This is a genomic window from Microbacterium elymi (assembly GCF_021582895.2).
Lineage (GTDB): Bacteria > Actinomycetota > Actinomycetes > Actinomycetales > Microbacteriaceae > Microbacterium > Microbacterium humicola.
The window spans coordinates 2,954,952-2,981,011 of sequence record NZ_CP091139.2 but is presented as its reverse complement, the minus strand read 5'-3'; the positions used below and the strand labels follow the sequence as shown (position 1 = coordinate 2,981,011).

Genomic DNA, 26,060 nt, shown 5'->3' with positions numbered 1-26,060 from the left:
ATCATTCCCTTCCGCGGGGACGGCCCGCGATGCCGTAGAGGATGAAGCCGACGAGCTCATCGTCGGTGAGTCCGCCGTCGTCGTCGAAGCGCGCGGCGTTGGCCGCCATGCCGGCGAGGCGGACGATCGCGCCCAGCCGATCGGGACTGATGGTCAGCTCGTCGGCCTCGGGCGCGAACACCGCGGCGATCGCCGTGCGGTAGGCGTCGTCGCCCGGTCGGGACAGGAACTGCCCGATCTCATCCCGGTTGACCAGCGAGAGCATCCGCATCATCCGGCTCGTCCAGGTGCGGGTGCCGCTCACCAGGGCGGCCACCTTCTCTTCGATCGGCAATGCCGGATCGACCAGCCCGTCCAGCATCCGCGCCCGCCCCTGGGCGAAGAACGCCTCGACCGCCGCGCGCACGAGGGATTCCTTGTCGCCGAATGCCCGGAAGATCGTGCCCTCGGCGATGCCGAGCTGCTCGGCCAGCTGACGCGTGGTCAGCGCGGCCCCGTGCTCGAGGAACAGCGGCACGGCCTGCTCGGCGATCATCGCGCGACGGCGGTCCGGCGCCATCGGCTCGGCGCGCGTGCGCGTCTCGGTCGGGATGCTCTCGGTCGGCTCGGCGTCGGAGCGCTCGGCATCGGACACGGTGGTGGATGGCACGCAGCTGACACTGAATGAGTGAGGACTCACTCCGCAATGTGCGCGTGTGCGCTCTGGGCGAACGGTCAGTGCCCGCGGAAGACCGGCGGCCGCTTCTGCTGGAACGCGGCGAACCCCTCGCGATAGTCGGCCGTCTGGGCGAGCTGGGCCTGTGCGTGGGCCTCTCGGGCCATGGTCTCCCAGAGGAGCATGCGCTCATCGCGCAGGCGCCCGACGATGGTCTTGCTCGCCAGAAGCGCCGCGGTCGCGCCCGCGGCGGTCGCGCGGACGGCGGTGGATGCCGCCTCCTGCACCCGATCGGCGGGGAACACCCGCGAGAACAGCCCGGATGCCACCGCCTCCTCCCCGGTCATCAGCCGGCCGGTGTAGATGAGGTCGAGCGTCTTGTGCGGGCCGAGCCGGTCGGCGAACAGGGCGTGCCCGCCCGAGTCGAGGAGGGCGCCGAGCGCCGCGAACGGCGAGCCGATCTTGGCGGTGTCGGCGACGTACACGACGTCGGTGGCGATCAGCAGGCCGAGCCCGACCCCCAGGCAGGCGCCCTGCGCGGCGGCGAACGTGGGCGCTGGGAAGGATGCCATCCGCCGCAAGCAGGGTCAGCAGGGTGTCGAGGTACCCGGGTACGTCGTCGGTGGCCGGATCGACGCCGGCGATGTCCCGACCGGCGCAGAAGGCGCGTCCCTCGCCGCGCAGGAGCAGCGCGCGCACCCCCGCCTGCTCGGCGTCGGCGTAGGCGGCGTCCAGCTCGCGCAGCGCGTCCTCGTCCAGGGCGTTGAGCCGGTCCGGGGCGTTCAGCACGATCTCGGCGATGTCGCCGTCCACGGTCAGATCGATCATCGGCTTGCTCCTCACACGTCGTAGTCGACGACGACGGACTCGGTGGTGGGATGGGACTGGCAGGTCAGGATGTACCCGCGCTCGAGCTCTTCCGGCTCGAGCGCGTAGTTCTCCGTCATCCGCACATCCCCCTCGAGCAGTCGCGCGCGGCAGGTGCCGCACACGCCGCCCGCGCACGCGTACGGCACGTCTGCACGCACCCGCAGCGCCGCGTTCAGAACCGTTTCGTGCGCGCTTGCCGGGCTGTCGACATCCGCGGACTGTCCGTCGAGGGTGAATCGGATGTGGCACACCGGCTCGTCGGGCACCACGATCACTGGGCGCCCGACGCTGCCGACGGGTGCCTGGCCGGGCTCGCCGGTGGTGAACAGCTCGTGGCGGATGTGCGTGCGGTCCACGCCCACATCGATGAGCGTGTCGCGGCACAGCTGCACCAGGTCGAACGGCCCGCACAGGAACCATTCGTCCACGGTGGCCGGCCGGATCAGCACGTCGAGCATGGTGCGCAGCTTCGCCTCGTCGATGCGACCGCTCAGCAGCGGCGCGGTGCGCTGCTCGCGGGAGAGCACGTGGTGCAGCGCCAGCCGGGACGGGTAGCGGTCTTTCAGGTCGGCGAGGTCGTCGAGGAACATCACGTCGGAGCGCGACCGGTTCGTGTACACCAGCGTGAACCGCGATGTCACCGAGCGCTCGAGCACCGCGGTGGCCAGCGCCATCAGCGGCGTGATGCCGCTGCCCGCCGCGATGCCGACCAGATGCCGGCCGTCGAGGTCTTCGAGGCGGGTGATGAACGTGCCCTGCGGGCTCATCACATCGAGCTCGTCGCCGGGGTGCAAGCTCGGTCTGCGCCCACGTCGAGAACCTGCCGCCCAGGTCGCGCTTGATCGCGACGCTGAGGGCGCCTGCCTCGGGCGGCCGGCACAGCGAGTACGACCGGCGCAGCTCCTGCCCGTCCAGGTGCAGCCGCAGCGCGACATGCTGGCCGGCGAGGTAGCCGTAGTCGTCGTGCAGCTCGTCGGGCACGGCGAACGTCACCTCGACGGCGTCATCGGTCAGCGGCCGCACCTCGGCGACTTTCAGGGTGTGAAAGCGTCCGCGGTGCCGCGGCTTCGGGCCGCCCACGGCGCTGGCCAGGAACGATCTCGCGACCTTGTGCGCATCGGCCGATTCGGTGGCCGCCATCAGTGCGCCTTGAAGTAGTCGAACGGCTCGCCGCAGGCCCGGCACTCGTACAGCGCCTTGCACGACGTGGAGCTGAACCGCGACGTCTCACGGGTGTTCAGCGACCGGCAGTGCGGGCACCGCACGTGCAGGCCGCCGAGCACGGGCTCGGTGGGACGGATGCCGGTGGGCGGCGCGATGCCGAAATCCTCGAGCTTGCGCCTGCCGTCGGCGCTGAGCCACTCGGTCGTCCACGCCGGGTGCAGCACGGTGTGCACCGCCACATCGGCGAACCCGGCCGCGCGCACGGCGGCAGCCACGTCGCGCGCCATGACGTCCATCATCGGGCAGCCGGAGTACGTCGGAGTGATGTCGACGGTCACGGCGCCATCGTCGACGCGCACGGCGCGCAGCACACCGAGGTCGGCGATGCTGAGCACCGGCAGTTCGGGGTCGCACACCGTGGCCGCGGCGGCCCACGCGCGTTCTGCGTCGGTGCCGGACGCGGGCGTCGCGCCCGCCCCTGCGCCGCGGGCCGGCAGGGCCCAGGGGCCGAGCACGGCCTCGAGCGCCTCTTGCCGGGTCGGCTGCAGCGGCCGCTCCTGAACGAGTGCGGTCACCATGTCGCCCCCGGATGCCGGCGGGCCAGCACCTGCATCTCGGCGAGCAGGTGCCCCATCGCCTCGAAGTGCGCGCCGTGCCGGCCGCCGGCCGATGAGTCGAACCGGGTCGGCACGGTGAGCTCGGCCTCGGCGAACACCGCGCCGATCACGGCGTCGAACGGCTCGCGCAGGGTCGAGGGCCGCACCGCGACGCCGTCCAGCCGGTCGATCAGCGGCTCGTCGCGGAACAGCTCGTCGACGTACGGCCAGACATCGGCCACTGCCACCAGCATCCGCCGCCGTGACTCGTCGGTGCCGCCGGCCAGCCGCAGCGTCCACTGGATGGCGTGGTCGCGATGGTAGTCGACCTCCTTCACGGCCTTGCCTGCGACGGCGGCCAGCACCGGGTCGGCCGAGTCGACGAGGCGCGTGTACAGCTCGAACTGGTACGCGGATGCCGCCAGCTGACGTGCGATCGTGTGCGCGAAGTCGCCGTTGGGCTTGCTCGAACAGCCACGCGCTGCGAAACGCGCCCTCGTCGCGCAGGTACGCCAGGTCGTCTTCGCTGCGCCCGTCGGCCGTGCCCGCGTAGCGCAGCAGGCCGCGCGCGTGCCCGAGCAGGTCGAGCCCGATGTTCGCGAGGGCGACGTCTTCTTCGAGCTCGGGCGCGTGCGCGATCCACGCGCCCAGCCGCTGCGCCAGGATCAGCGCGTCGTCGCCCAGCCACAGCGCGTACTCCGCGACATCCGCGGTCGCCACTCGCCCGGTCTCGCCGGCCAGCTCGGCCGACAGCTCGAGCTCGTCGACCGAGATGTGCACGGCGCGGGTCGCGCCGGAGTGCGAGGTCTGCGACGAGCCGGTCATAGGTGCGACACCCCCTCCGACGCGGTGTAGTACGTCGCGTGCCGAAAGTTCTTGCCGGCGGGGCTCTCGAAGAACGCGCCCTTCGAATCGGGGTCGCTGGTGGTGATCGCGTCGGACGGCACCACCCAGATCGACACGCCCTCGCTGCGCCGGGTGTACAGGTCGCGCGCGTTGCGCACGGCCAGTTCGGCATCGGATGCGTGCAGCGACCCGACGTGCACGTGGCTCAGGCCGCGCCCGGCGCGCACGAACACCTCCCACAGCGGCCAGATCTCGGTGCCGGCCGAACCCGCGGTGGCCATCACGCCACCTCGCGTTCGCGCAGCGCCTGCTTGCGGGCGTACTCGGCGGCAGCCTCGCGCACCCAGGCGCCGTCCTCGTGCGCGGTGCGGCGGTTCTGGATGCGCACGGCGTTCATCGGCCCGCGGCCGGACAGCACTTCGGTGAACTCGTCCCAGTCGATCGCGCTGGTGTGCCACTGCTGGGCGTCGTCGTCCCAGGCCAGCTCGGGGTCGGGCAGCGTGACGCCCAGCACCTCGGCCTGGGGCACCAGCATCCCGACGAACCGCTGCCGCAGCTCGTCGTTGCCGAACCGCTTGATCTTCCAGGCCATCGATCGCGCCGAGTTCGGCGATTCCTCGTCCGGCGGGCCGAACATCATCAGGCTCGGCCAGTACCAGCGGTCCACGGCATCCTGTGCCATCGCCCGCTGCGCGTCGGTGCCCTGCATGAGGGCGAGCAGGATCTCGAAGCCCTGCCGCTGGTGGAACGACTCCTCCTTGCAGACGCGCACCATCGCCCGCCCGTACGGGCCGTACGAGCAGCGGCACAGCGGCACCTGATTGACGATCGCGGCACCGTCCACGAGCCAGCCGATCGCGCCCATGTCGGCCCACGTCGGCGTCGGGTAGTTGAAGATCGACGAGTACTTCGCCGTGCCGTCGATGAGCTGCTCGGTCATCTCCTCGCGGGTGATGCCCAGGGTCTGCGCGGCGGAGTACAGATACAGCCCGTGGCCGGCCTCGTCCTGCACCTTCGCCATCAGGATGGCCTTGCGCTTCAGGCTGGGTGCGCGCGTGATCCAGTTGCCCTCGGGCTGCATGCCGATGATCTCGGAGTGCGCATGCTGGGAGATCTGGCGGATCAGCGTCTTCCGGTACGCCTCCGGCATCCAGTCCCGCGGCTCGATCCGCGCATCCTGCGCGATGAGCTCGTCGAACGCCTGCTGCTCATCGACATCGGGGGAAACGGCCATAGTCATCGTCGACACCTCCGGTAATTACCTACCGCTCGTTCAGTAATTATGACATACTCGACGGCGGGTGCGACGGCGCCCGGCGAAGGAGCCATGATGACGGATGCCGCGGTCCGGCCGATGATGCAGCGAGATCGGGCCGCCGCCGCCCTGGGACTGCGGGTGGAGCACGACGAGCCCGGGCACGCGGTGGTGTCGATGCCCGTGCGCGAGGACATGACCAATGGGTTCGAGATCACCCACGGCGGGCTGGTGTTCGCGCTCGCCGACACGGCGTTCGCGATCGCCTGCAACGAGGACGAGCGGGTGACCGTGGCCGCGGGCGCCGACATCACGTTCCTGAAGTCCACCCGCGCCGGGCAGACGCTGACCGCGACCGCCGTGCGCCGGGTCGTCAGCGGCCGCAACGGACTGTACGACGTGACCGTCCGGGACGAGACCGGGGATGTCGTGGCCGAGTTCCGCGGGCGGTCGCTGACCACGAACCGGACGCTGGAGGAGGATGCGCATGGATGACCTGGACGTCGAGGAGCGGATGAGCCGGGACGAGCTCGAGGACCTCCAGCTGCGGCGGCTGCAGTGGACGGCGCGCCACGCGTACGAGAACGTGCCGCTGTACCGGGAGAAGTTCGACGCCGCCGGCATCCGCCCCGACGACATCCGGGAACTCGGCGACGTCCGCCGCCTTCCGTTCACCACGAAGGACGACCTGCGCCGCACCTATCCGTTCGGCATGTTCGCCGTCCCGATGAGCCAGGTCCGCCGCATCCACGCCTCGTCCGGCACCACCGGCCGGCCCACCGTCGTCGGCTACACCGAGGGCGACCTGCAGCGCTGGGCACAGCTGGTGGCCCGCTCGCTGCGGGCGGCCGGGGTGCGGCCGGGCATGAAGGTCCACAACGCGTACGGCTACGGCCTTTTCACCGGCGGTCTCGGGCTGCACGACGGCGCGGCGATGCTGGGGGCGACGGTGATCCCGGTCTCGGGCGGGCAGACGGCACGCCAGGTGCAGCTGATCCGCGACTTCGAGCCCGAGGTGATCACCTGCACCCCGAGCTATCTGCTGACCATCGCGGATGCGATGCAGGAGGCGGGGATCGACCCGCGGACCAGCTCGCTGAAGATCGCGGTGCTGGGCGCCGAGCCGTGGACCGACGAGCTGCGCGCCGAGATCGAGCGCCGCCTCGACCTGGATGCGGTGGACATCTACGGTCTGAGCGAGGTGATGGGCCCGGGCGTGGCGAACGAGTGCGTGCAGACCAAGGACGGCCCGCACGTGTGGGAGGACCACTTCCTGCCCGAGACGATCGACCCCGAGACGATGCAGCCGGTCGCCGACGGCGCCCTGGGCGAACTGGTGTTCACCTCGCTGACCAAAGAGGCCTTCCCCGTCATCCGGTATCGCACCAAGGACCTCACCCGGCCTTGCCGGGCACGGCACGGCCCGGCATGCGGCGCATCCAGAAGATCACCGGACGCGACGACGACCTCATCATCCTGCGCGGCGTGAACCTGTTCCCCACCCAGATCGAGGAGCTGGTGCTGGGGATCGAGGCGCTCACCCCGCACTTCGTGCTCGAACTGGCCAAGAACGGGCAGCTGGACGCGATGACCGTGCGGGTCGAGCGCGACCCGGCCCTGACGCGGGAGACCTGCCTGGCCGCCGGCGACGTGCTCCGGCAGCGGGTCAAGGCGCTGATCGGCACCACCGTGGAGGTGCGGCTGGAAGAGCCGGGCACGCTGCCGCGCAGCGAGGGCAAGTACAAGCGGGTGTACGACCTGCGCTGACGCCGCTCAGGCGCCCCAGCCGGCCTGCACCCCGCCGACGCGTTCGGCGACGATCCTCTCCTGATACCCCGACGCCTGGAACGCGGCGATCGGATCGGCGGGCAGGCCGCGCGATTCGCGCCACGCTGAGAGGTCGGCGCGCACGTCGGTGTAGAACGCGTCCATCAGGATCGCGTTGGCGGCCAGGACGTCGTTCTCGCGCTGTGCGGCCGAGAGGGCCTCCCGGTCCACCAGCAGCGCGCGGGCCGTCATCTCCTGCACGTTGAGCACGGACCGCAGCTGGCCGACGATCTTCTCCTCGATGTTGTGGCACTGGTCGAGCATGAAGGCCACCGGCGAGTCGACGTCGTAGCCGCCGCCGCGCACGACCTCGAACAGGATGCGGAACAGCTGGAACGGGTCGGCCGCCCCCACGATCAGATCGTCGTCGGCGTAGAAGCGGGAGTTGAAGTCGAACGACCCGAGCTTGCCCAGTCGCAGCGCTGCGCCACGATGAACTCGATGTTCGTCCCGGGCGCGTGGTGCCCGGTGTCCAGGCAGGTGAACGCCTTCGGGCCGAGGGCGCTGACGTGGGCGTACGAGGTGCCCCAGTCCGGGACATCCGTGTGGTAGAACGCCGGCTCGAAGAACTTGTACTCGAGCACGAGCCGCTGCTGTTCGCCGAGCGCGTCGTAGATCTCGCGCAGCGAGTCGGCCAGCCAGTCCTGCCGCGCGCGGATGTCGCCCTGGCCGGGGTAGTTGGTGCCGTCGGCGAGCCAGATCTTCAGGTCGCGCGATCCGGTCTGATGCATGATGTCGATGCACTCGAGGTGATGGTCGATGGCCTTGCGGCGCACGACGGGGTCGACGGAGGCCAGCGACCCGAACTTGTACGCCTCGTCCTGGAACGTGTTGGAGTTCACCGTGCCCAGCTCGACGCCGAGGTCGTTCGCGTACGCGCGCAGGGCGGCGTAGTCGTCGACCTTGTCCCACGGGATGTGGATGGCCACCGTCGGGGCCAGCGCGGTGTGGGCGTGCACCTGCGCGGCGTCGGCGATCTTCTCCTGCGGCGTGCGGGGCGTGCCGGGGGTGCCGAACACGCGGAATCGCGTGCCCGAGTTGCCGAACGCCCAGCTGGGCAGCTCGATGGCCTGCCGCTCGAGCTCGGATGCGATGTCGCTGAACTGGACCATGGGATTCCTCCTGCGTGGTGGTCGATGGTCTCGACCGATTGATTCGAATCAGGTGTGGGGGCGGGATGCCGACGGGATGTGCGCGCACAGGATCCGATAGTGCTCGTCCAGCCGGGCGGCAAGTGCGGGGTCGGGCTCGATGACCGTGCGCACTCCGGAGAATCGCCTCGCCACGGCATCCAGCCCCTCGGCCCCCGGCCGGGAGGCGTCCAGGGCGGCCGCGGCGATGGCGGCCGCGCCGCGCGCGCTGCCGGCGCCCGACACCGCGACCACCTCGCGGCCCAGTGCCGAGGCGCGGATCCGGTTCCACACTGGGCTCGCTGATGCGCCGCCGGCGACGTGATGACGCCGCATCCGCACGCCGAGCCCACTCAGCCGGTCCAGTCCGAGCCGCTCGACGAGGGCGACGCCCTCGTACACCGCGCGGAAGCGCTCGACCGCGGTCGTGGCGTCGCGGGCACGCCCGGCATGATCGACGCAGAAGCCGGGGAACGCCGGGTCGGCGACCGGGAACCGCTCCCCCGGCCGGGCCAGCGGGTAGGCGATGATCCCGGACGCGCCGTGCGCCTCGATCGCGGCCGCGGCGTCGGCGGGGTCGAGCCCGGCGGTGAGCCCGTGGCGGAGCACGCCGGCGCCCGTGTTGGATGCTCCCCCAGGCCAGAATGTGCCGTCCGGCGCACCGTGCGAGTACACGCCGGATGCCGACTCGACCACGTCGTGCGGTGAGACCGCCTTGAGCACCAGGGTGGTGCCCAGCACGCCGACCGTGTCGCCCTCGGCGACCGCGCCGGTGGCGATCTGGCCGGTGGACCCGTCGGTCATGCCGGCGACGATGACGACCCCGCCCGGGCTCGCCGAGGCGGTCGGGGGCGGCGACCTCGCCGATCACCGTGCCGGGCCGGACCAGCTCGGGCATCCGCTCGCGCGGCAGGCCGAGCAGCTCGAGGGCGGCCTCGTCCCAGCGCGCCGTGACCGGGTCGACGCCGCTCTTGAGCGCGTGCGACGTGTCCGAGGAGCAGCCGTCCGGCCAGGGCGGCGGCGACGATGTCGGGCGTGAACAGGTACCGCTCGGCCGGGGCGACGACGTGCATCCAGGCCGCACGGGCGAGCGCCCCCATCGGCCGTCGGGTCCATCCCACCGCGGCGAGCCGCCGCAGCCCGTCCGCGCCGCGCGGGTCGTCGTAGAGCACGGCGTCGCCGACCGGGCGGCCGGCGGCGTCCGCGGGCACGACGGTGCCCGAGGTGCCGGTGATCGAGAGCGCGCGCACCTGGGAGGCCCGCGCGCCCAGGTCGGCCGCGACCGCGGCGATCAGCGCGCGGGCCAGCGTGGTATGCTCCGCGGGCTGCACGCGCTCGCCGCCGGGACCCGCCTCGCGCACCGGCAGGGCGGCGCGACGTTCAGCGACGGCCTGGCCCGACTCCACGTCGACGGCCTGCACCCGGACCTCGGCGGTGGCCAGGTCGATGCCGAGCACGATGCTCATCTGATCCCCCGCCTCATCCGCGCGCCGCCATCAGCTCGAACAGCCGGGGTGCGAGGCCGTCCAGGCCGCGCACGGCCAGGTCGGGCTCGGCGAGCTGCTGCGGGTGGGATCGTCGGGCGCCTCGCCGCGCAGCACCCACACGGTGGCCAGACCCAGTGCCTGAGCCGGTCGCACGTCGGTGTCCAGCCGATTGCCGATGTGCACCGCCTCGCCGGGTTCGGCGCCGGCCTGTGCGAGCGCCCACCGGAACAGCTCGGGCGACGGCTTCTCGTGGCCGACGATCGCCGAGACCGCCCAGACATCCACGAGCGGCGCGACCCCGTCCCGCTCCAGCGCCCGGACCACGCCCTCCTCCTGGTTCGCGAGGACGCCCACCGTCGCGCGTCCGCGCAGCGCCCGCAGGAACGGGATCACGTCGGGGTACAGCGTCCCCTTCGGGTGCGCCCAGTGCTCCCGCGTGCGGGCGTGCAGCTCGTCGCGGCGCGCGGTCGAGCCGAGGAACCGCTCGGCGAGCGCGGCCCGCAGCGACATCCCCTGCGCGGCCCGGCTGCGGTCGTAGAGCATGCGGAACGCGGTGCGGTCCGTCGGCGGCATCCCGTCGGCGGCGCGCAGCTCGTCGAGGGCGACCAGCACCGCGGCGACGAAGTTCTCGTCGTCGTAGATCGGCCCGCCGACGTCGCAGAAGACCGCCTTCAGCTGCGCCATCAGCCCATCCCCGCCAGGTTCCTGCGGCGCTCGACCATGTCGGTGCGCTCGAAGTAGTGGGCGACGGTGTCTTCTCCCAGCCCCTGCACGCCCCCGATCGAGAGCGCATCCAGTCGCACCCGCGCCCCCTTCACCGTCATCAGGGTGATGGCCTCCGCCGCCGCGGCGGTGCCGGCAACGGCGACCATCCCGTGGTTGCCGAGCAGGATCGCCGACGGCAGCTCGCCGTGCTCATCGGCGTATCCACGCAGCCGCTGGAGGAAGAGCCGGCCGAGGTCTATGCCGGGCGCCGCATAGGGGACGAACAGCGGCACGCCGATCACCACTGCCTCGTCCGAGTAGACCCATTCGTCGAACGCGCCGGCGGCGTGCACGCTGGCCAGCAGCCCGACCACGTGGGTGGGATGCGTGTGCGCGACGAAGGCGGTCGGCGCGACCGACTGCACCGCCGCGTGCACGAGCGTCTCGATGGATCCGCGCCGGCGCACGCCGTCGTGCTCGCCGGCATCGAGAAGGGCCGTGAGGTCCTCCTGGGTCCGGGCGGGGTCCTCCATCATCGCGACCAGCGGCTCGACCTCGGTGACCACGAAGTCGTCGGCCGTCGCTTCGGCCATGTACGACCCGGACGTCTTCACGACGATCCGGCCGTCGGCCAGCCGCTGGGAGGTGTTGCCCTCGGCGAGGATCACGAGATCCTTCGCCGGGTCGCCCAGCCGCGTCGTGAGGGTGACGAGTTCGTCGCTGACGAGTGCGGGCTGCCAGGTGGTGGCCATCTGTTCGTTCCTTCGGTGGGTCGGGGTCCGCGTCGGCGTGCGGCGTCCGCGGGGCGTTCAGCGCCGGGTCGGTGGTGCCGTGGATGCGCGCACGACGAGTTCGGGGGCAGCAGGAGGTTCCGGTGCGCGTGTGCGTCGGACCGGTCGATCTCGTCCAGCAGCATGCGCACGGCGTGCTTGCCGAGGTCGGCGCGCGGCTGGCGCACCGTGGTCAGCGGCACCGAGACGGCCGCCGCCCAGGCGAGGTCGTCGAACCCGACGACCGAGACGTCGTCGGGGACGCGGATGTCGTGGCGGGCGAACTCGAGCAGGATGCCCACCGCGATCAGGTCGTTGGCGCACATGACGGCGGTGGGCAGCGCGCTTGCGCGGGCGGGCGGCGAGCACGGCGCCGACCCGGCGTCCGTCCTCGATCGCCCAGGCATCGGTCGCCAGCCGTTCCGGGATCGCGCCGGCGACCCCGACGGCGGCCGCGAACCCCTGGAAGCGCAGATCGGTCTGCCTCGTGGCATCGAAGCTGCCGGCGAAGGCGAGGGTGCGATGGCCGAGCGAGACGAGATGCTCTCCGGCCACGCGGCCGCCGGCGACGTCGTCGGTCTTCACCCAGCAGCGGGCGGAGGACGGCGAGACCCGGTCGACGTATACCAGCGGGATGCCGCGCCCGTCGAGCCGCCCGAGCTTCTCGTCCTCCTCGTGCACGGGGGTGATCATGATGCCGTGCACCCGCTCGCTGCACGAGAAGATCGAGATTGTGCTGTTCGCGCGCGGCGTCCTCGCCGTTGTGGATCATCACCACGCCCACCCCGAGCGCCTTCGCCTCGGACTCGGCGCCCAGGGCGATGTCGACGAAGAACGGGTTGGCGAGGTCGGCCAGCGCGAGCCCGAGGGTGCGCTGACGGCCGGTGCGGAACCGGCGCGCCCGCGGAGTGGGCGTGAATCCGACATCCGCGATGACCTGGAGGACGCGTTCGCGCGTCTCGGCCGCGACGTAGCCGGGCCGGTTGAGCACGTTGCTCACGGTCCCCGCAGAGACTCCGGCGCGTGCTGCGACGTCGCGGATGGTCACCATGGCCTGCACCCTCCTCGGGACAAGTGAAGCACCGAGACGGCAGGGGCCCGCCACGCAGCGCGTCGCGGGCCCCGGCTGTCTGCGGATCAGAAGGAGAAGTCTCCGACGTTGTCCTTGTTGAACACGAACATCGGGCCGAGGACGATCTCGCCGTCCTTGCCGACCGTGTACTCACCGAGCTTGCCGGCCTTGAACTTGTCGCCTTCGGCACCGGTGATGTCGCCCTTCACGAGCGCGTCGGCGGCATAGGCGGCGAGGTAGCCGAGATCCTCGGGGTTCCACAGTCCGAACTGCTCGACGATGCCGCTGGTGACGTACTCCGCCATCTCGCTGGGCAGACCCAGGCCGGTCACCCACACCTTGCCCTGGAACTCCTTGGTGTCGGCGAGGTAGTGCGCGGCCTCCTTCACCGCGACCGTGTCCGGCGCGATGATCGCCTTCAGGTCGGGGATCGACTGCATCAGGCCCTGGGCCTCCTGGTAGGACTTCTGGTCCTGGTCATCGCCGTACGCCACCTTGGCGACGGTGATGTTCGGGTGGTCCTTCTTCAGCAGCGCCTTGATCGCATCGACCCACGCGTTCAGGTTGGCGGCGTTGGCCCCGCCGGAGAGGATGGCGATGGTGCCGCCCGCCTCACCGAGGTGATCGGCGGTCAGCTTGACCAGGCCCTCGGCGATGCCATCGACGGTCGCCTGGTTGACGAACACGTCGCGGCAGTCGGTGTCGGTGTCGTACGCGACGATCTTCACGCCCTGGCTCTGCGCCTGGGACAGGTCGTTGCAGACGGCGGCCGGGTCGTTCGCCGCGATGGCGATGGCCTTCTGCCCGGTCTGGATGGCGGTCTGGATGAACGGCACCTGGTCGGCCGAACCGGTCGCCGTCGGGCCCTCCTCCTTGAAGCCGAGGCCGAGCTCCTTGGCGCCGGCGGCGGCCCCCTTGTCGGAGGCCTCGAAGTACTTGTTGCCCAGGCTCTTCGGGATGAAGGTGACGCTGGCGTCACCGCCCTTCGAGCCGTCGTCGGAGCCGGAGCCGGCGGCGCAGCCGGCCAGCAGCATGCCGGATGCCTGCGACCGCGGCGACCGCGAAGGCGATCTTGCGGGAGAACCCGCGGGATGTGAACCTCATTGTTTTTCCTTCCCTTGCGGAACGTGATTCAGGGTGTACTCGTGATGGATGGGTCATGCGCCCGCCGCAGGGTCCGCGGAGGCCTTCGACCGTCGACGGCGCGAGATGAAGCCCGCGATGCTCGCCACGACGACGGAGAAGATGAGGGCGACACCGGTGACGATGCTGATGGTGTCGGAGCCGATTCCGGCCAGCTGCAGGGTCTTGTTCAGCGCCGCGATGAGGACGCCGCCGGCCAGCGCGCCGAACAGGGTGCCCTTGCCGCCCCAGATCGAGACGCCGCCGAGCACGATGGCGGTGACCACCTGCAGTTCGAAGCCGAGGCCGTTCGTGCCGATCGCGTTGCTGTACTGCAGCGTGAAGTAGACGCCGGTCGCGCCGGCGACGGTGCCGCTGAGCACGAACAGGATGAAGCGGGTGCGGTTGACCGGAACGCCCGAGAACGCCGCGTTCTCGGGGCTCTGGCCGATCGCGAAGACGCCGCGGCCGAACGGGGTGAAGTGCAGCAGCGCCCCGAACACGATGGCGAGCACGATGATCGCGATCGTGACCGCCGGGAACGGCAGGCCGAACAGCGGCGCGGTGAGGAAGCGCGGGACCTCGGCGGGGAAGTCGGTGATCGATGTGGTGCCCAGCAGCCCGACGGCCAAGCCCCGGAACAGGGCCAGCGTGCCGATGGTCACCGCGAGGCTGGGCAGGCCGACGACGGTGACCAGCAGGCCGTTGACCGCCCCGACGACGGCGCCGGCGACCACGCCGATCACGGCGGCCAGGGCGAGCGGGACCCCCGCCGCGAAGGTGAGCCCGAACAGCGCGCTGGAGAATCCCAGCACCGAGCCCACCGACAGGTCGATGTCGCCGGTGACGATGACCAGCGTCGACGGCAGAGCATCAGCAGGATCGGCGCGGTGTTCAGGATCATCGTCTGGTACGTGTACGACTGCGCGAAGAACGGGACGGTGAGCGTGCCGATCAGCAGCACGAGCACGATCGCCAGCACGATCACCGATTCCGGCCGCAGCAGGGCGCGGCGCCAGAGCGGCCGGCCATGGCGGACGTAGCGGGAGCCGTCGGGGACGGCTGTCAGCGTGGCTGCGGTCATTTCTGGCTCCCGCCTCTCCGAGCCCGCCTCATGCGGTTGATGAACAGAATGCGATCGAGCATGATCGCGCCGACGATGAACAGACCGACCAGCGCCTGCTGCCACAGGCTCGGGACTCCGAGCACGGGCAGCGCATTGGAGATCGTGGCCAGGAAGAATGCTCCCAGGGCGACCCCCCAGATGGTGCCGGAGCCGCCGACGATGGCCACCCCGCCGACCACGGCCGCCGCGACCGCCTGCAGCTCGTACCCGGTTCCGACCTGTGCGTCGCCGGTCGCGAAGATCGCGAGGTAGACCAGACCGGCCAGGCCCGCCAGCGCACCGCTGGCCATGAACGCACCCAGGGTGAGGCGCCGCTCGCTGAGCCCGAACAGGGTCGCCGCCTCGGGGTTGGATCCCAGCGCGTACAGATCGCGGCCGGAGCGGCGACTGGTCATGAACCAGCCGACCACCAGCACCACGACCAGCACGACCAGCAGCGCACCGGGATCGAGAAGAGCGACATGGTTCCCAGCCGACGGAACTCCGGCGGCAGCCAGCTGGAGCGGATGAAGTGCGGTCCGATCCACAGGATCGCGATGCCGCGGTAGGCGTACAGCGTGCCCAGCGTGATCACCAGCGCCGGCACCTTCAGGAACGCCACCAGCACGCCGTTGATCAGGCCGAGGAAGGCGCCCAGCGCCACGCCGATCAGCACCACGAGGGCGATGGGGATGCCGGGCACGTTCGCGAACAGCCAGCCGGACAGGTAGGTGGAAAGGCACAGCACCGACCCGACCGACAGGTCGATGTTCCGCGTGATGATCACGATTCCCTGGCCGATGGCGATCAGGATCAGGATGGTGGGCTGACGCAGCGCTCCCGCCAGCCGCCGGCGGAGAAGACGAAGCTGGGCTGGATGCTGACGGTCACGGCGATCAGGACGAGGATGAGGACGACAAGTCCTGCCTCGCGCGCCCGCAGCACCTTCGGGAACCAGGATCGTCGCGCCTCGACCGGCGGAACGGTGTGGGTGACGCTCATGCGGCTTCCTCCGTCGCGTGAGTGGCGGCGTACATGACGTTCTCCGGCGTGGCCTTCTCGCGCGGCAGCTCGGCGGTGATCCGGCCCTCGCGCACGACGAGCACGCGGTCGGCCATTCCCAGCACCTCGGGCAGCTCGGACGAGATCATCAGGACGGCCACGCCGGTGCCGGCGAGCTCGGAGAGCAGTCGATGCACCTCGGCCTTCGTGCCCACGTCGATCCCGCGGGTCGGCTCGTCCACGATGAGGATCTTCGGCTGCGTGGCCAGCCACTTGCCGAGCACCACCTTCTGCTGGTTGCCGCCGGAGAGCATGGATGCCTCGGTGTCCAGCGCGTGCGTCTTCACCTGCAGCCGCGACGCCCATATGCGGGCGCTGGGTTCTTCCAGCGAAGACGTGATGAAGCCCAGCTTGGCCAGGCTCTCCCGGATGGCGAGCGTGATGTTGGACTGCACCCCGGCCGACATCGCCAGACCCTGCTTGCGGCGGTCCTCGGGGACGAAGCCCATGCCCAGCCGCATCGCGGCCATCGGGTTCTTCGCCGGAACGGTGCGCCCGCCGATCGTGACGGTTCCCGACTCGTAGCGATCGATGCCGAAGACGGCGCGGGCGATCTCGCTGCGGCCGGCGCCGACCAGGCCGGCGAAGCAGACGATCTCGCCGGAGCGGACGGTGAAGCTGACGTCTTCGAAGATGCCGGGGCTGGAGAGGTTCTCCACCTCGAGCACGGCGGCGCCGACGGTGGTCTCCTCCTTCGGGAACAGGTTCTCCACGCTGCGGCCGACCATCTGCCGGATGATCGCGTCCTCGGTGACGTCCTCGACCGGGTTCGTGGCGATGTAGCTGCCGTCGCGCATCACGGTGATGGTGTCGCACAGCGCGAACACCTCGTCGAAGCGGTGGGAGATGAAGATGAGGCCGCGGCCCTCGTCGCGCAGCTGGCGGGCGATGCCCATCAGCCGGTCGACCTCGATGCCGGACAGGGCCGCGGTGGGCTCGTCCATGATGATGACCTTCGCGCCGATCGAGATGGACTTGGCGATCTCGACGACCTGCTGGTCGGCGATGGACAGTCCGCGCGCCTCGCGATCGGGGTCGATCGGCACGCCGAGTCGACGGGTGAGCTCGGAGGTCTCACGGCGCATCTTCGCGCGGTCGATGCCGCCGAACCGGGTGTAGGGCTGACGGCCGACGAAGATGTTCTCGGCGACGCTGAGGTCGGGGAACAGCGTGGGCTCCTGGTAGATCACCGCGATCCCCGCCTCCTTCGCCTCCCTCGTGCTGCGGAAGTCCACGCTCTCCCCTTCGAGCAGGAACTCCCCGTCGTCCCGGCGGTACAGGCCGCCGATGATCTTGACCAGGGTCGATTTGCCGGCCCCGTTCTCGCCGACGAGGGCGTGGATGGAGCCCGGTGCCAGCGTCAGGTCGGCGCTGATCAGGGCCCGGACGGCGCCGAACGACTTGCGCACTCCGGTGAGCTTGCATCAAAGGCGTCTCGGTCATGCGGTCACCTCGATCTCGATGGAATAGGAGCGGCTCTCGCCCGGCTTGGAGCTCGGGCAGGCGGCCGTGGGCGCGGGCGGCGGCCCGCCCCTGGATCTCTGCCGTGTTGGCCGGCTCCAGCCCGAGCACGAAGTGCTTGGTGGCGGTGAGCTTCCACTGGAAGACGGCCGGAAGCGTGGCCGAGCTCGCGAGCGAGAGCGTGAGCCCGCGGGCCGGATTGACCACGCGGGCGAGGTGCGGCCCGTCGCCCGTCTCGTGGATGTACAGCTGCTCGCGGAATCCGGCGGTGGGCGCGCCGATGCGGGTGCGCTCGTCGAAGCCGGCTTCGGCATCCGCATCCCGCGCGTGCACGGATCGTGCGGGGATCTCGACCGTGGTGCCGGCGTCGATCAGCGGCCAGCCGAGGTTCACGTGGTACAGGATCATGTGCGGGCTGGGATCCTCGCCGTCGTTGGTCACGGTGTCGTCGATGCGCAGCGCGGAGGAGCCGACCACCGAGGTGATCCGGCGCTCCAGCAGCAGGTTCTCCTGGAACACGGCCGTCTGCCGCGCCTGGCCGGCGACCGTCACCAGCTCGGGTGTCGCCGAGATCTCGCCGATCCGCGCGGGGATGCTGCCGATCCGGCCGTGCATCCCCACCACACCGGCCTCGTCGTCGGCCGGCGGGCCGAAGCTGTCGAGTCCGCAGGTGGTGACCAGACCGCCGCCGAAGGTGCGCAGCCAGCCGCGGCCCTCCGGCTCGTAGGCGTCGGGCCGGGTGATCCCGGTCGAGGAGAGCCAGGCCAGCGGCATCCCGCGGAACGTCGCCGCGCCGATGTCCAGACCGCGATCCGGGTGCACGTCGAACTCGAGTCCGCCGCCGTTGACCACGCGCAGCCGCCGCGCCCCACGGGCCGGCCCGTCGTCTTCGACGAAGCGGTCGACCCGGGCGACCTGGTCCAGAGAGCCGATGCGGGCAGCGCCTCGGCGGCCGGCGTTGCGAAGATGTCAGCCAACGGGACCGAGCTCCTGGTTGTCCGGCCCGAAGTGCTTGAGCATGACCAGGTCGTCCGTGCTCTGCGGTTCGTGATCGTGACCCCGGCTCGGGCGGCGCGCTCCGAGACGAAGAACTCGTCCTGGCTGAGCTGCCCGAAGCGGATCAGCGTGGCGGCCTGGGCGTCATGCGCGCCGAACGCGCCGGCGCCCTGCACGACGATGGCGCCGTAGGCGTCCTGATCGGCGATCGTGACGGTCTGACCGGGACGCACCGTCAGCTCGGTGGCGCTGAAGGCGGACGAGCGGTAGACGATCCAGTTCTCCGCATAGGCCGCGCCGCCGTCGGCGGCGGAGGCGGCGGTCGGGCGAGGGCGCATGAAGCGGTTCTCCACGAATGCGGGATCGACGTTGCGCTCCCAGTCCAGCAGATCGAGGATGAAGTCGTAGTCGCCGTGGTGCTCGTGCGGGACGTCCTTCCAGAGCAGCTCCTCCGGCACCTCGCGATTGTTGCTCCACGACTCGCACATGCAGAACACGTCGCTGGCGGACTGCGGCTCGTAGGTGCAGATGCTGGCGGGGGCGTGCAGCACGCCGGAGGGGATGTCCCACCCCGTGCCGAGCTGGGTGCGGTAGCCGAGCGCGTAGTCGGTGATGCGGTTGTCGCCGCCGGAGGCGAACCGGGCCAGACGCTCCTTCAGCTGGTCGCGGGTGGTCCCGGGCTGCAGGCCGAGGAACGAGATCGCCTGGTCGCCGGTGTAGTTGTTCATGTGCGGCGAGTAGTAGTACGCCTCGGGCTTGCCGACCTTGTCCACCAGCGCGGCCTTCTCGTCGCTGTGGTGCACGTGGAACGGCAGCGGCTCGCAGGTTGTCGTAGAACTTCGAGTACATGGTCCACCCGCCGAAGCGGTCCTGCAGCCGCGAACCGATCAGCTCGGCCCGGTGGTGCGCGACGAACTCGTCGAACGGCAGCAGCCCGCCGTCCGGGTCGACGACCAGGCTCAGCCCCTCCCACGGTCCGGTGAGCGGGCCGTTGTCGGCACGCACCGTCGACGCCAGCCAGCGCTCGTCGATGCCGCCGCGGGTCTGCGCGAACGGGAAGTAGTCGTCCGGGTGCAGGCGGATGCGACGGCCGGGGTGCAGAACGCCCGCGGCACCCAGGCCGGCGCCAGCCGGACGATGCCGTCGCCGGCGTCCAGAGCACGGTCGAAGCCGCTCGCGGTGGAGCGGACGTTGTCGTATGCCTCGGCCATCGTGTGACGCCCTTCTGCGGTCGGTGCGTCGACGAGCCCCGCGGCGACGCTGCTGTTCAGGAGTGGTTCAATGAACCACGACGGGAATCTAACACCCACCCGACCGTGTGTCAATGATTTGGCAAGACACACGTTCGATCCCTGTTTTTTCAAGCCTTCTCAATGATTGATGTGCGGTGTGCCTTGGAGATAACATAAATGTCACAGCGGAAGGGACATCGATGGCGATCACCAGCAGCACGGAGTCCGAGGAACGGCGCGCCCAGCTTCTCGCGATGCTCGAGCGCGACAACATCATCCGGCTGGCCGAGGCCGCCACCTCGCTGGGGGTCTCGGCGATGACCATCCGGCGCGATCTGGCCGATCTCGAGTCCGAGGGTCTGCTGCGCCGAGTGCGAGGCGGTGCGATCTCGGTGATCGGGCCCCGCCCGTATCGCGAGCGGCAGTCGGTGAACTCCCGCGCGAAGGATGTCATCGCCGAGAAGGCTCTCGCCCTCGTGCCGCGGTTCGGCTCGGTCGCCTTCGATGCATCGACGACGGTGGGCACCCTGGCCGCGCGGATCGGCCCGCGCTCCGGCCTGGTCGCGAGCACGAACTGCTATCCCACCTACGCCGCGTTGAAGGGCACTCCCGGCGTCACGCCCATCCTGATCGGGGGCGAGACCGAGGAATCGACCGACACCTTCGTCGGACCGCTGGCGGTGCAGGCCGCGGAGTCGCTGCGCTACATCCGGTTCTTCTCCTCGGCCAGCGCAGTCGACGCCGGCTTCGGGACCACCGAGGTCTCGCTCGCCGAAGCGCAGATGAAGCGCGCGTTCGCCCGGGTCTCGAAGGATGTCGTGCTCTGCCTGGACTCGTCCAAGCTGATGCAGTCCGCGACGGCATCCGGGCTCGAGCTCAGCCGGGTCTCGGTGCTGATCACCGAACTCGCCCCCGGCGACCCGCGCCTGGACGAGTTCCGGGATCACGTCGAGGTGCGCTGATCGGCACGCTTGTCGACGACGTCATTTCTTGTTACATTGCACACCAGAACGAACTTTTCCTAACAATGTCGGCAGCGGAGCCGGCCCTCCATCAGATTGAAGCCATGCGCACCACGTCAGCAGAACTCATCGAGCGATCCCACCGTCTGGGCAGCGATCCGAAGAACACCAACTACGCCGGCGGCAACACCTCGGCCAAGGGCACCGAGATCGATCCGGTCACCGGCGAACCGGTCGAGCTGCTCTGGGTGAAGGGATCCGGTGGCGACCTGGGCACGCTGAAGGAGAGCGGGCTCGCCGTGCTGCGTCTGGACCGGTTCCGCGCGCTCCAGGCAGTGTACCCGGGCGTGGATCGCGAGGACGAGATGGTCGCCGCGTTCGACTACTGCGTGCACGGCAAGGGCACGGTGGCCCCCTCGATCGACACCTCGATGCACGGCCTGGTCGACGCCCCCCACGTCGACCATCTGCATCCGGACTCGGGCATCGCGATCGCCACCGCCGCCGACGGCGAACAGCTGACGGCCGCGATCTTCGGCGACAAGGTGGTGTGGGTCCCGTGGCGCCGCCCCGGATTCCAGCTCGGCCTGGACATCGCGGCCATCCGGCGCGCGCACCCCGACGCCGTCGGGTGCATCCTGGGCGGTCATGGCATCACCGCGTGGGGGCAGACCAGCCAGGAGTGCGAACGCAATTCGCTGTGGATCATCGACACGGCGGCGGCCTACATCGCCGCGCACGGCGTCGCCGAGCCGTTCGGCGCGGTCGTGGCGGGATGGGAACCGCTGCCCGACGCCGAACGCCGTGCCAAGGCGGCCGCGCTGGCCCCCGTCATCCGCCGGATCGCGTCGCAGGACAGCGTGATGGTCGGCCACTTCGACGACTCCGCGCCGGTGCTCGACTTCCTCTCCCGCGAGAAGCCTGCCGCTGGCCGACCTCGGCACCAGCTGCCCGGATCACTTCCTGCGCACGAAGATCAAGCCGATGGTCCTCGACCTGCCCGCCGATGCGTCGGTCGAGGAGTCGATCGCACGCCTCACCGAGCGCCACGAGGCGTACCGCGCCGACTACCGGGCGTACTACGACGCGCACGCGACCGCCGACAGCCCGGCCATCCGCGGCGCAGACCCGCTCATCGTCCTCGTCCCCGGCGTGGGCATGTTCAGCTACGGCGCCGACAAGCAGACCGCCCGCGTCGCCGGCGAGTTCTATCGCAACGCGATCAACGTGATGCACGGCGCCGAGGCGGTGTCCCGCTACACCCCCATCTCGGATGCCGAGAAGTTCCGCATCGAGTACTGGGCGCTCGAAGAGGCCAAGCTGGAGCGCAGACCGGCGCCCCAATCGCACCAGGGGCGCATCGCGCTGGTCACCGGCGCCGCATCCGGGATCGGCAAGGCCATCGCCACCCGGCTCGCCGCCGAAGGCGCCTGCGTGGTGATCGCCGACCTCGATCCGGGCAAGGCCGAGGCCGCGGCCGCCGAGATCGGCGGCCCGGACGTGGCCGTCGGCGTGGCGGTGAACGTGGCGGATGCCGCAGCCGTCCAGGCCGCGGTGGACGCGGCCGTGCTCGCCTTCGGCGGCGTCGACCTCGTCGTGAACAACGCCGGCCTGTCCATCGCCGCCTCGCTGATCGACACCACCGAGGCGGACTGGGATCTGCTCCACGATGTGATGTCGAAGGGCTCGTTCCTGGTGTCCCAGGCCGCGGCCAAGGTGCTCATCGCACAGGGACTGGGCGGCGACATCGTCTACATCTCATCGAAGAACTCGGTCTTCGCCGGTCCGAAGAACATCGCCTATTCGGCCGCCAAGGCCGACCAGGCGCATCAGGTGCGCCTGCTGGCCGCCGAGCTCGGCGAGTTCGGCGTGAAGGTCAACGGCATAAATCCCGACGGCGTCGTACGCGGCTCGGGCATCTTCTCCTCGGGCTGGGGCGCCGACCGCGCAAAGACCTACGGGGTGAAGGAGGAGGACCTCGGCCAGTTCTACGCCGACCGCACCCTGCTCAAGCGCGAGGTCGTGCCCGAGAGCGTCGCCGATGCCGTCTTCGTGCTGACCGGCCCCGAGCTCAGCCGCACCACCGGCGTGCACATCCCCGTCGACTCCGGCGTCGCCGCCGCGTTCCTCCGGTAGCGGCCATGCGCAGCGGATCGGTCGCCGCGATCGACCTCGGGGCCACGAGCGGACGTGTCGTGGTCGGCCGGGTCGCCGACGCAGCGGTGCGCCTGCAGATCGTGCAGCGCTTCGAGAACAATCCGGTGCGCCACTGGGAGGGCACGACCGAGGCGCTGCACTGGAACCTGCTGGAGCAGTACCGGTCGATCCGGATCGGCCTGCGCGCCGCGCTGCGGCAGGAGGGCGAGCTGCACAGCATCGCCGTGGACTCGTGGGGCGTCGACTACGGGCTCCTGCGCGACGGGGCGCTTCTGGGCAACCCGTACCATTACCGCGACGAGCGCACCGCACGCGGCATGCGCGCGACCCACGAGCTGATCTCCCCCGAGGCGCTGTACGCGGTCAGCGGGCTGCAGGTGATTCCGATCAACTCGCTCTACCAGCTCGCCGACGACCGGCTCGCCGGACGCCTGGCCGCCGGAGACTGCGCCCTGCTGATCCCCGACCTGATCACCTACTGGCTGACCGGGCGGCTCGTGGCCGAGCGCACGAACGCATCGACCACCGGCCTGCTCGACGTGCGCACGCGCGAGTGGGCGACCGACCTGCTGGAGCGCCTGTCGCTTCCCCGCGACCTCTTCCCCGAACTCGTCGAGGCCGGCACGCCGGTCGGTGCGCTCTTGCCGGGCCTGGCCGAAGAGATCGGTGCACAGATCCCGGTGCACACCGTCGGCTCGCACGATACCGCGTCGGCCGTCGTCGGCCTCCCGGCCGTCGGGGACGACTTCGCCTATGTCTCCTGCGGCACCTGGGCGCTGGTCGGGGTCGAGACCGAGCATCCCGTGCTGACCGACGCCGGGCGGCGCGAGAACTTCACGAACGAGGGCGGCGTGGACGGGCGCACCCGCTACCTGAAGAACATCATGGGGCTGTGGCTGCAGTCCGAGAGCATCCGCACCTGGGAGCATGCCGGGCGGCAGATCGACCTGACGGCGCTGCTGGCAGAAGCGGCGGCGCTGCCCGGCGGCGCGCACTTCGATGCGAACGACCCCCGGCTGCTGGCCCCCGGCGACATGCCGGCGCGGATCGCACAGTGCTGTGCGGAGGCCGGTCAGCCCGTGCCGCAGACGCCGGCGCAGTTCGTGCGCGCGATCAACGAGTCCCTCGCGGACGCGTTCGCCGCCGCGGTGCACGCGGCCGCCGCGCTGTCCGGCAAGGAGGTGCGGGTGGTCCACATCGCCGGCGGCGGATCGCAGAACGCGCTGCTGTGCCAGCTCGCAGCCGACCGGCTCGGCCTGCCGGTGATCGCGGGGCCGGTGGAGGCCACCGCGATGGGCAACGTGCTGGTGCAGGCGCGGGCGACCGGGCTGCCGTCCGGCAGTCTGGACTCCCTGCGCGCGATCGTCGCCGCGAGCGCGCCCACCCGACGCTTCGAGCCGCGCACGCACTGACCGATCGGCTCGGTGTGGACGGCCGCGGCTCTGACGGCGCGAGCCCGGGCATTCGCCGCGAGACCCAGGCCGAACTCCTCGGTCCGGCCGAGCATCCCGGTTTCGGCGAGCGGCCCGGGCGAGTCCGCTATTCCTTCGCCACCAGCGTGAGCACGTCGTAGGACGCGACGAGGTCGTCGTTCTGGTTGCGGATGACCGCGTCCCAGCGCACCTCGCCGTAGTCGTCCGTCTCGCGCGGCGTGAGCTGCTTCGCCGTGAGCACGACCCGGATGCTGTCACCAGGTGAGACCGGCGTGACGAAGCGCAGGTCCTCCAGACCGTAGTTGGCCAGCACCGGCCCCGGCGCCGGGTCGACGAACAGTCCGGCCGCGAACGAGACCAGCAGGTATCCGTGCGCCACCCGGCCGGGGAAGAACGGGTTCGCGGCGGCCGCCTCTTCGTCCATGTGGGCGTAGAACGTGTCCCCGGTGAAGCGCGCGAACGTCTCGATGTCCTCCAGCGTCACCTCGCGCGAGGCCGAGGCGAGCTGGTCGCCGACCCGCAGCCGGGCCAGCGGCTTGCGGAACGGATGCTCGTCGTCGGCGCGCACGTCGGCCCCCGGATGCCACACCCCGGTCAGCGCGGTCAGCATCTGCGGCGAACCCTGGACGGCGGTGCGCTGCATGAAGTCGCAGCACCGCGCGGATGCCGCCCAGCTCCTCCCCGCCGCCGGCGCGGCCCGGGCCGCCGTGCACGAGGTGCGGCACGGGCGACCCGTGCCCGGTCGAGGTGCGGGCATCGATCGAGTCCAGGAACAGCACCCGCCCGTTGTGTGCGCCGATGCCGGCCATCAGCGCGGTCGCCACCGCCGGCTCGTCGGTGGCCACACTGGTCACCAGCGATCCGCCGCCGCGGTTGGCGAGTTCGACCGCCTGCGCCAGCGTCTCATAGCCGATCAGGGACGAGACCGGCCCGAACGCCTCCACCTCGTGCGCGACATCCGGCGCGTCCGGCCCGAACCCGATCACGATCGGCTCGACGAACGCGCCGTCCGGCGCCGCGCCCACCGTGCCGTCGCCGCGGACGACATCGGGCGCCGACCGCGACCCGATGAGCACCTCTCCGCCGGCACTCACCAGTTGATCCACCTGGCGGATCAACTGGTGAGCCTGCGCGACCGACACCAGCGGGCCCATGGTCACGCCCTCCGCGCGCGGGTCGCCGATCACGACCTTCGCCAGCTTCGTCCGCAGCGCGTCCACGACCGCATCCCGCAGCCCGACGGGGACGATCGCGCGCCGGATCGCGGTGCACTTCTGCCCCGTCTTGGCGGTCAGCTCCACCATCAGCTGCCGCACGAACGCATCGAACACGGCAGTGCCCGGGGTCGCATCCGGCCCCAGCACCGATGCGTTGATCGAGTCGGTCTCGCTGGTGAACCGCACGCCGTCGGGGGTCTGCGCACGCAGGCCGGCCGCCGTCGACGCCGAGCCGGTGAACGCGACGGCGTCGCCGAGCGTCAGCAGGTCGAACAGGCCCGGCAGCGCACCGCAGACCAGCTGCAGCGCGCCGGCGGGCACGAGACCCGAATCCAGCAGCATCCGCACCCATGCCTCGGTGATGTACGCGGTCGGGGTGGCGGGCTTGATGATCGTGGGCATGCCGGCCAGGAACGCGGGGGCGAGCTTCTCCAGCGGCCCCCACATCGGGAAGTTGAAGGCGTTGATCTGCACCACCGCGCCTGGCAGCCGGGTGTAGACGTGCCGCCCCAGGAACGAGCCGTCCTTGGCGAGCGTCTCGGCCGGGCCGTCCAGGTACACCTGGGCGTTGGGCAGCTCGCGGCGTCCCTTGGACGCGTAGGTGAACAGCACCCCGATGCCGCCGTCGACGTCGACCATCGCATCCCGCGCCGTGCACCCGGCGCGGGCAGACAGCTCGTACAGCTCGGCCTTGCGCTCGTTCAGCACGGTGGCGAACTGTTCGAGCAGCAGCGCGCGCTGGTGGAAGGTCAGCGCGCCCAGGCTGTCCTGTCCGGTCTGCCGCGCGTACGCGAGTGCGCCGGCCAGGTCGGCGCCGCGCGCGCTGACCCGGCAGATCTCGGCGCCGGTGGACGCGTCGCGCACGAGCACCGCGTCGGTGGCGTCGCCGGGGGTCCACCAGTCGCCCTGCAGGTGGCTGGGCAGGATCTCGGTCAT

Annotated in this window: 22 protein-coding genes and 8 pseudogenes; 7 read left to right on the top strand and 23 right to left on the bottom strand. The window is 70.8% G+C overall.

Features of this window, described 5'->3' with window-relative positions; all coding sequences use genetic code 11:
- Position 1 precedes the first annotated feature (1 nt).
- The 3 genes and pseudogenes from L2X98_RS16270 to paaE all read right to left on the bottom strand — a co-directional run bounded on the left by L2X98_RS16270 (position 2) and on the right by paaE (position 2,548).
- Positions 2 to 649, bottom strand: a complete 648-nt coding sequence (locus L2X98_RS16270; protein WP_259611599.1) for a TetR/AcrR family transcriptional regulator — start codon at positions 647 to 649, stop codon at positions 2 to 4.
- A 65-nt stretch (positions 650 to 714) separates the two neighbouring features.
- A pseudogene (locus L2X98_RS16265) lies at positions 715 to 1,483 on the bottom strand (enoyl-CoA hydratase/isomerase family protein).
- Between the two features lie 11 nt (positions 1,484 to 1,494).
- Positions 1,495 to 2,548: pseudogene (paaE, locus tag L2X98_RS16260) on the bottom strand (1,2-phenylacetyl-CoA epoxidase subunit PaaE).
- On the opposite strand from paaE, the gene L2X98_RS16255 reads away from it, so the two are divergent.
- Positions 2,459 to 2,683 carry a hypothetical protein gene (locus L2X98_RS16255; RefSeq protein ID WP_259613422.1) on the top strand — a complete coding sequence of 75 codons (225 nt, stop codon included), beginning with the start codon at positions 2,459 to 2,461 and terminating at the stop codon, positions 2,681 to 2,683. The pseudogene paaE and the gene L2X98_RS16255 overlap by 90 nt on opposite strands.
- Here L2X98_RS16255 and paaD read toward each other — a convergent pair.
- The 4 genes and pseudogenes from paaD to paaA all read right to left on the bottom strand — a co-directional run bounded on the left by paaD (position 2,665) and on the right by paaA (position 5,371).
- Positions 2,665 to 3,267, bottom strand: a complete 603-nt coding sequence (gene paaD, locus L2X98_RS16250) for a 1,2-phenylacetyl-CoA epoxidase subunit PaaD (protein ID WP_259611598.1) — start codon at positions 3,265 to 3,267, stop codon at positions 2,665 to 2,667. The genes L2X98_RS16255 and paaD overlap by 19 nt on opposite strands.
- Positions 3,261 to 4,110 (bottom strand): annotated as a pseudogene (gene paaC / locus L2X98_RS16245) (1,2-phenylacetyl-CoA epoxidase subunit PaaC). The gene paaD and the pseudogene paaC overlap by 7 nt, the downstream one beginning before the upstream one ends.
- A complete protein-coding gene (gene paaB, locus L2X98_RS16240; RefSeq protein ID WP_259611597.1) occupies positions 4,107 to 4,412 on the bottom strand; it encodes a 1,2-phenylacetyl-CoA epoxidase subunit PaaB in 306 nt (101 codons plus the stop codon). Before paaB ends, paaC begins: the two are co-directional and overlap by 4 nt.
- Positions 4,412 to 5,371 (bottom strand): 1,2-phenylacetyl-CoA epoxidase subunit PaaA, encoded by a 960-nt coding sequence (paaA, locus tag L2X98_RS16235; RefSeq protein ID WP_259611596.1) that lies wholly within the window; start codon positions 5,369 to 5,371, stop codon positions 4,412 to 4,414. Before paaA ends, paaB begins: the two co-directional genes overlap by 1 nt.
- Before the next feature lie 42 nt (positions 5,372 to 5,413).
- Here paaA and paaI point away from each other — a divergent pair, with 42 nt between their 5' ends.
- Both paaI and paaK read left to right on the top strand, forming a co-directional pair.
- Positions 5,414 to 5,881: a hydroxyphenylacetyl-CoA thioesterase PaaI gene (gene paaI, locus L2X98_RS16230; RefSeq protein WP_435526216.1), complete on the top strand. Its 468-nt coding sequence runs from the start codon at positions 5,414 to 5,416 to the stop codon at positions 5,879 to 5,881.
- Positions 5,868 to 7,153, top strand: a pseudogene (gene paaK / locus L2X98_RS16225) (phenylacetate--CoA ligase PaaK). Before paaI ends, paaK begins: the two are co-directional and overlap by 14 nt.
- A 6-nt stretch (positions 7,154 to 7,159) precedes the next feature.
- Here paaK and rhaI read toward each other — a convergent pair.
- The 15 genes and pseudogenes from rhaI to L2X98_RS16150 all read right to left on the bottom strand — a co-directional run.
- Positions 7,160 to 8,325: pseudogene (rhaI, locus tag L2X98_RS16220) on the bottom strand (L-rhamnose isomerase).
- A 48-nt stretch (positions 8,326 to 8,373) separates the two neighbouring features.
- Positions 8,374 to 9,147, bottom strand: coding sequence for an FGGY-family carbohydrate kinase (locus L2X98_RS16215; protein WP_259611595.1), 774 nt, complete (start codon positions 9,145 to 9,147; stop codon positions 8,374 to 8,376).
- A complete protein-coding gene (locus L2X98_RS16210) occupies positions 9,144 to 9,809 on the bottom strand; it encodes an FGGY family carbohydrate kinase (protein WP_259611594.1) in 666 nt (221 codons plus the stop codon). Before L2X98_RS16210 ends, L2X98_RS16215 begins: the two co-directional genes overlap by 4 nt.
- Before the next feature lie 30 nt (positions 9,810 to 9,839).
- Complete coding sequence (locus tag L2X98_RS16205; protein ID WP_259611593.1) at positions 9,840 to 10,514, bottom strand: HAD family hydrolase; 675 nt, start codon at positions 10,512 to 10,514, stop codon at positions 9,840 to 9,842.
- Positions 10,514 to 11,287 (bottom strand): class II aldolase/adducin family protein, encoded by a 774-nt coding sequence (locus tag L2X98_RS16200; RefSeq protein ID WP_259611592.1) that lies wholly within the window; start codon positions 11,285 to 11,287, stop codon positions 10,514 to 10,516. Before L2X98_RS16200 ends, L2X98_RS16205 begins: the two co-directional genes overlap by 1 nt.
- Complete coding sequence (locus L2X98_RS16195) at positions 11,200 to 11,631, bottom strand: substrate-binding domain-containing protein (protein ID WP_259611591.1); 432 nt, start codon at positions 11,629 to 11,631, stop codon at positions 11,200 to 11,202. Before L2X98_RS16195 ends, L2X98_RS16200 begins: the two co-directional genes overlap by 88 nt.
- Positions 11,613 to 12,356, bottom strand: a complete 744-nt coding sequence (locus tag L2X98_RS16190) for a LacI family DNA-binding transcriptional regulator (protein ID WP_259611590.1) — start codon at positions 12,354 to 12,356, stop codon at positions 11,613 to 11,615. Before L2X98_RS16190 ends, L2X98_RS16195 begins: the two co-directional genes overlap by 19 nt.
- A gap of 86 nt (positions 12,357 to 12,442) precedes the next feature.
- Positions 12,443 to 13,411 carry a rhamnose ABC transporter substrate-binding protein gene (locus tag L2X98_RS16185; RefSeq protein ID WP_259611589.1) on the bottom strand — a complete coding sequence of 323 codons (969 nt, stop codon included), beginning with the start codon at positions 13,409 to 13,411 and terminating at the stop codon, positions 12,443 to 12,445.
- A 123-nt stretch (positions 13,412 to 13,534) separates the two neighbouring features.
- Positions 13,535 to 14,323 (bottom strand): ABC transporter permease, encoded by a 789-nt coding sequence (locus tag L2X98_RS16180; protein WP_259611588.1) that lies wholly within the window; start codon positions 14,321 to 14,323, stop codon positions 13,535 to 13,537.
- A complete protein-coding gene (locus L2X98_RS16175) occupies positions 14,242 to 14,583 on the bottom strand; it encodes a hypothetical protein (protein WP_259611587.1) in 342 nt (113 codons plus the stop codon). Before L2X98_RS16175 ends, L2X98_RS16180 begins: the two co-directional genes overlap by 82 nt.
- Complete coding sequence (locus L2X98_RS16170) at positions 14,580 to 15,044, bottom strand: ABC transporter permease (protein ID WP_259611586.1); 465 nt, start codon at positions 15,042 to 15,044, stop codon at positions 14,580 to 14,582. Before L2X98_RS16170 ends, L2X98_RS16175 begins: the two co-directional genes overlap by 4 nt.
- Complete coding sequence (locus L2X98_RS16165; protein WP_259611585.1) at positions 15,017 to 15,391, bottom strand: ABC transporter permease; 375 nt, start codon at positions 15,389 to 15,391, stop codon at positions 15,017 to 15,019. The genes L2X98_RS16170 and L2X98_RS16165 overlap by 28 nt, the downstream gene beginning before the upstream one ends.
- Positions 15,392 to 15,417: 26 nt before the next feature.
- Positions 15,418 to 15,606 (bottom strand): hypothetical protein, encoded by a 189-nt coding sequence (locus L2X98_RS16160; RefSeq protein WP_259611584.1) that lies wholly within the window; start codon positions 15,604 to 15,606, stop codon positions 15,418 to 15,420.
- Positions 15,603 to 17,075 carry a sugar ABC transporter ATP-binding protein gene (locus L2X98_RS16155; protein ID WP_259611583.1) on the bottom strand — a complete coding sequence of 491 codons (1,473 nt, stop codon included), beginning with the start codon at positions 17,073 to 17,075 and terminating at the stop codon, positions 15,603 to 15,605. The genes L2X98_RS16160 and L2X98_RS16155 overlap by 4 nt, the downstream gene beginning before the upstream one ends.
- Before the next feature lie 130 nt (positions 17,076 to 17,205).
- Positions 17,206 to 17,949 (bottom strand): annotated as a pseudogene (locus L2X98_RS16150) (aldose 1-epimerase family protein); the annotation flags it as partial.
- A gap of 1,077 nt (positions 17,950 to 19,026) precedes the next feature.
- On the opposite strand from L2X98_RS16150, the gene L2X98_RS16145 reads away from it, so the two are divergent.
- The 4 genes and pseudogenes from L2X98_RS16145 to L2X98_RS16130 all read left to right on the top strand — a co-directional run bounded on the left by L2X98_RS16145 (position 19,027) and on the right by L2X98_RS16130 (position 23,886).
- Positions 19,027 to 19,341: a hypothetical protein gene (locus L2X98_RS16145; protein WP_259611582.1), complete on the top strand. Its 315-nt coding sequence runs from the start codon at positions 19,027 to 19,029 to the stop codon at positions 19,339 to 19,341.
- Between the two features lie 214 nt (positions 19,342 to 19,555).
- Positions 19,556 to 20,317 carry a DeoR/GlpR family DNA-binding transcription regulator gene (locus L2X98_RS16140; RefSeq protein WP_259611581.1) on the top strand — a complete coding sequence of 254 codons (762 nt, stop codon included), beginning with the start codon at positions 19,556 to 19,558 and terminating at the stop codon, positions 20,315 to 20,317.
- Positions 20,318 to 20,421: 104 nt separating this feature from the next.
- A pseudogene (locus tag L2X98_RS16135) lies at positions 20,422 to 22,453 on the top strand (bifunctional aldolase/short-chain dehydrogenase).
- 5 nt (positions 22,454 to 22,458) lie between these two features.
- Complete coding sequence (locus L2X98_RS16130; RefSeq protein ID WP_259611580.1) at positions 22,459 to 23,886, top strand: rhamnulokinase; 1,428 nt, start codon at positions 22,459 to 22,461, stop codon at positions 23,884 to 23,886.
- Positions 23,887 to 24,013: 127 nt separating this feature from the next.
- Here the strand turns inward: L2X98_RS16130 and paaZ are convergent.
- Positions 24,014 to 26,060: pseudogene (paaZ, locus tag L2X98_RS16125) on the bottom strand (phenylacetic acid degradation bifunctional protein PaaZ).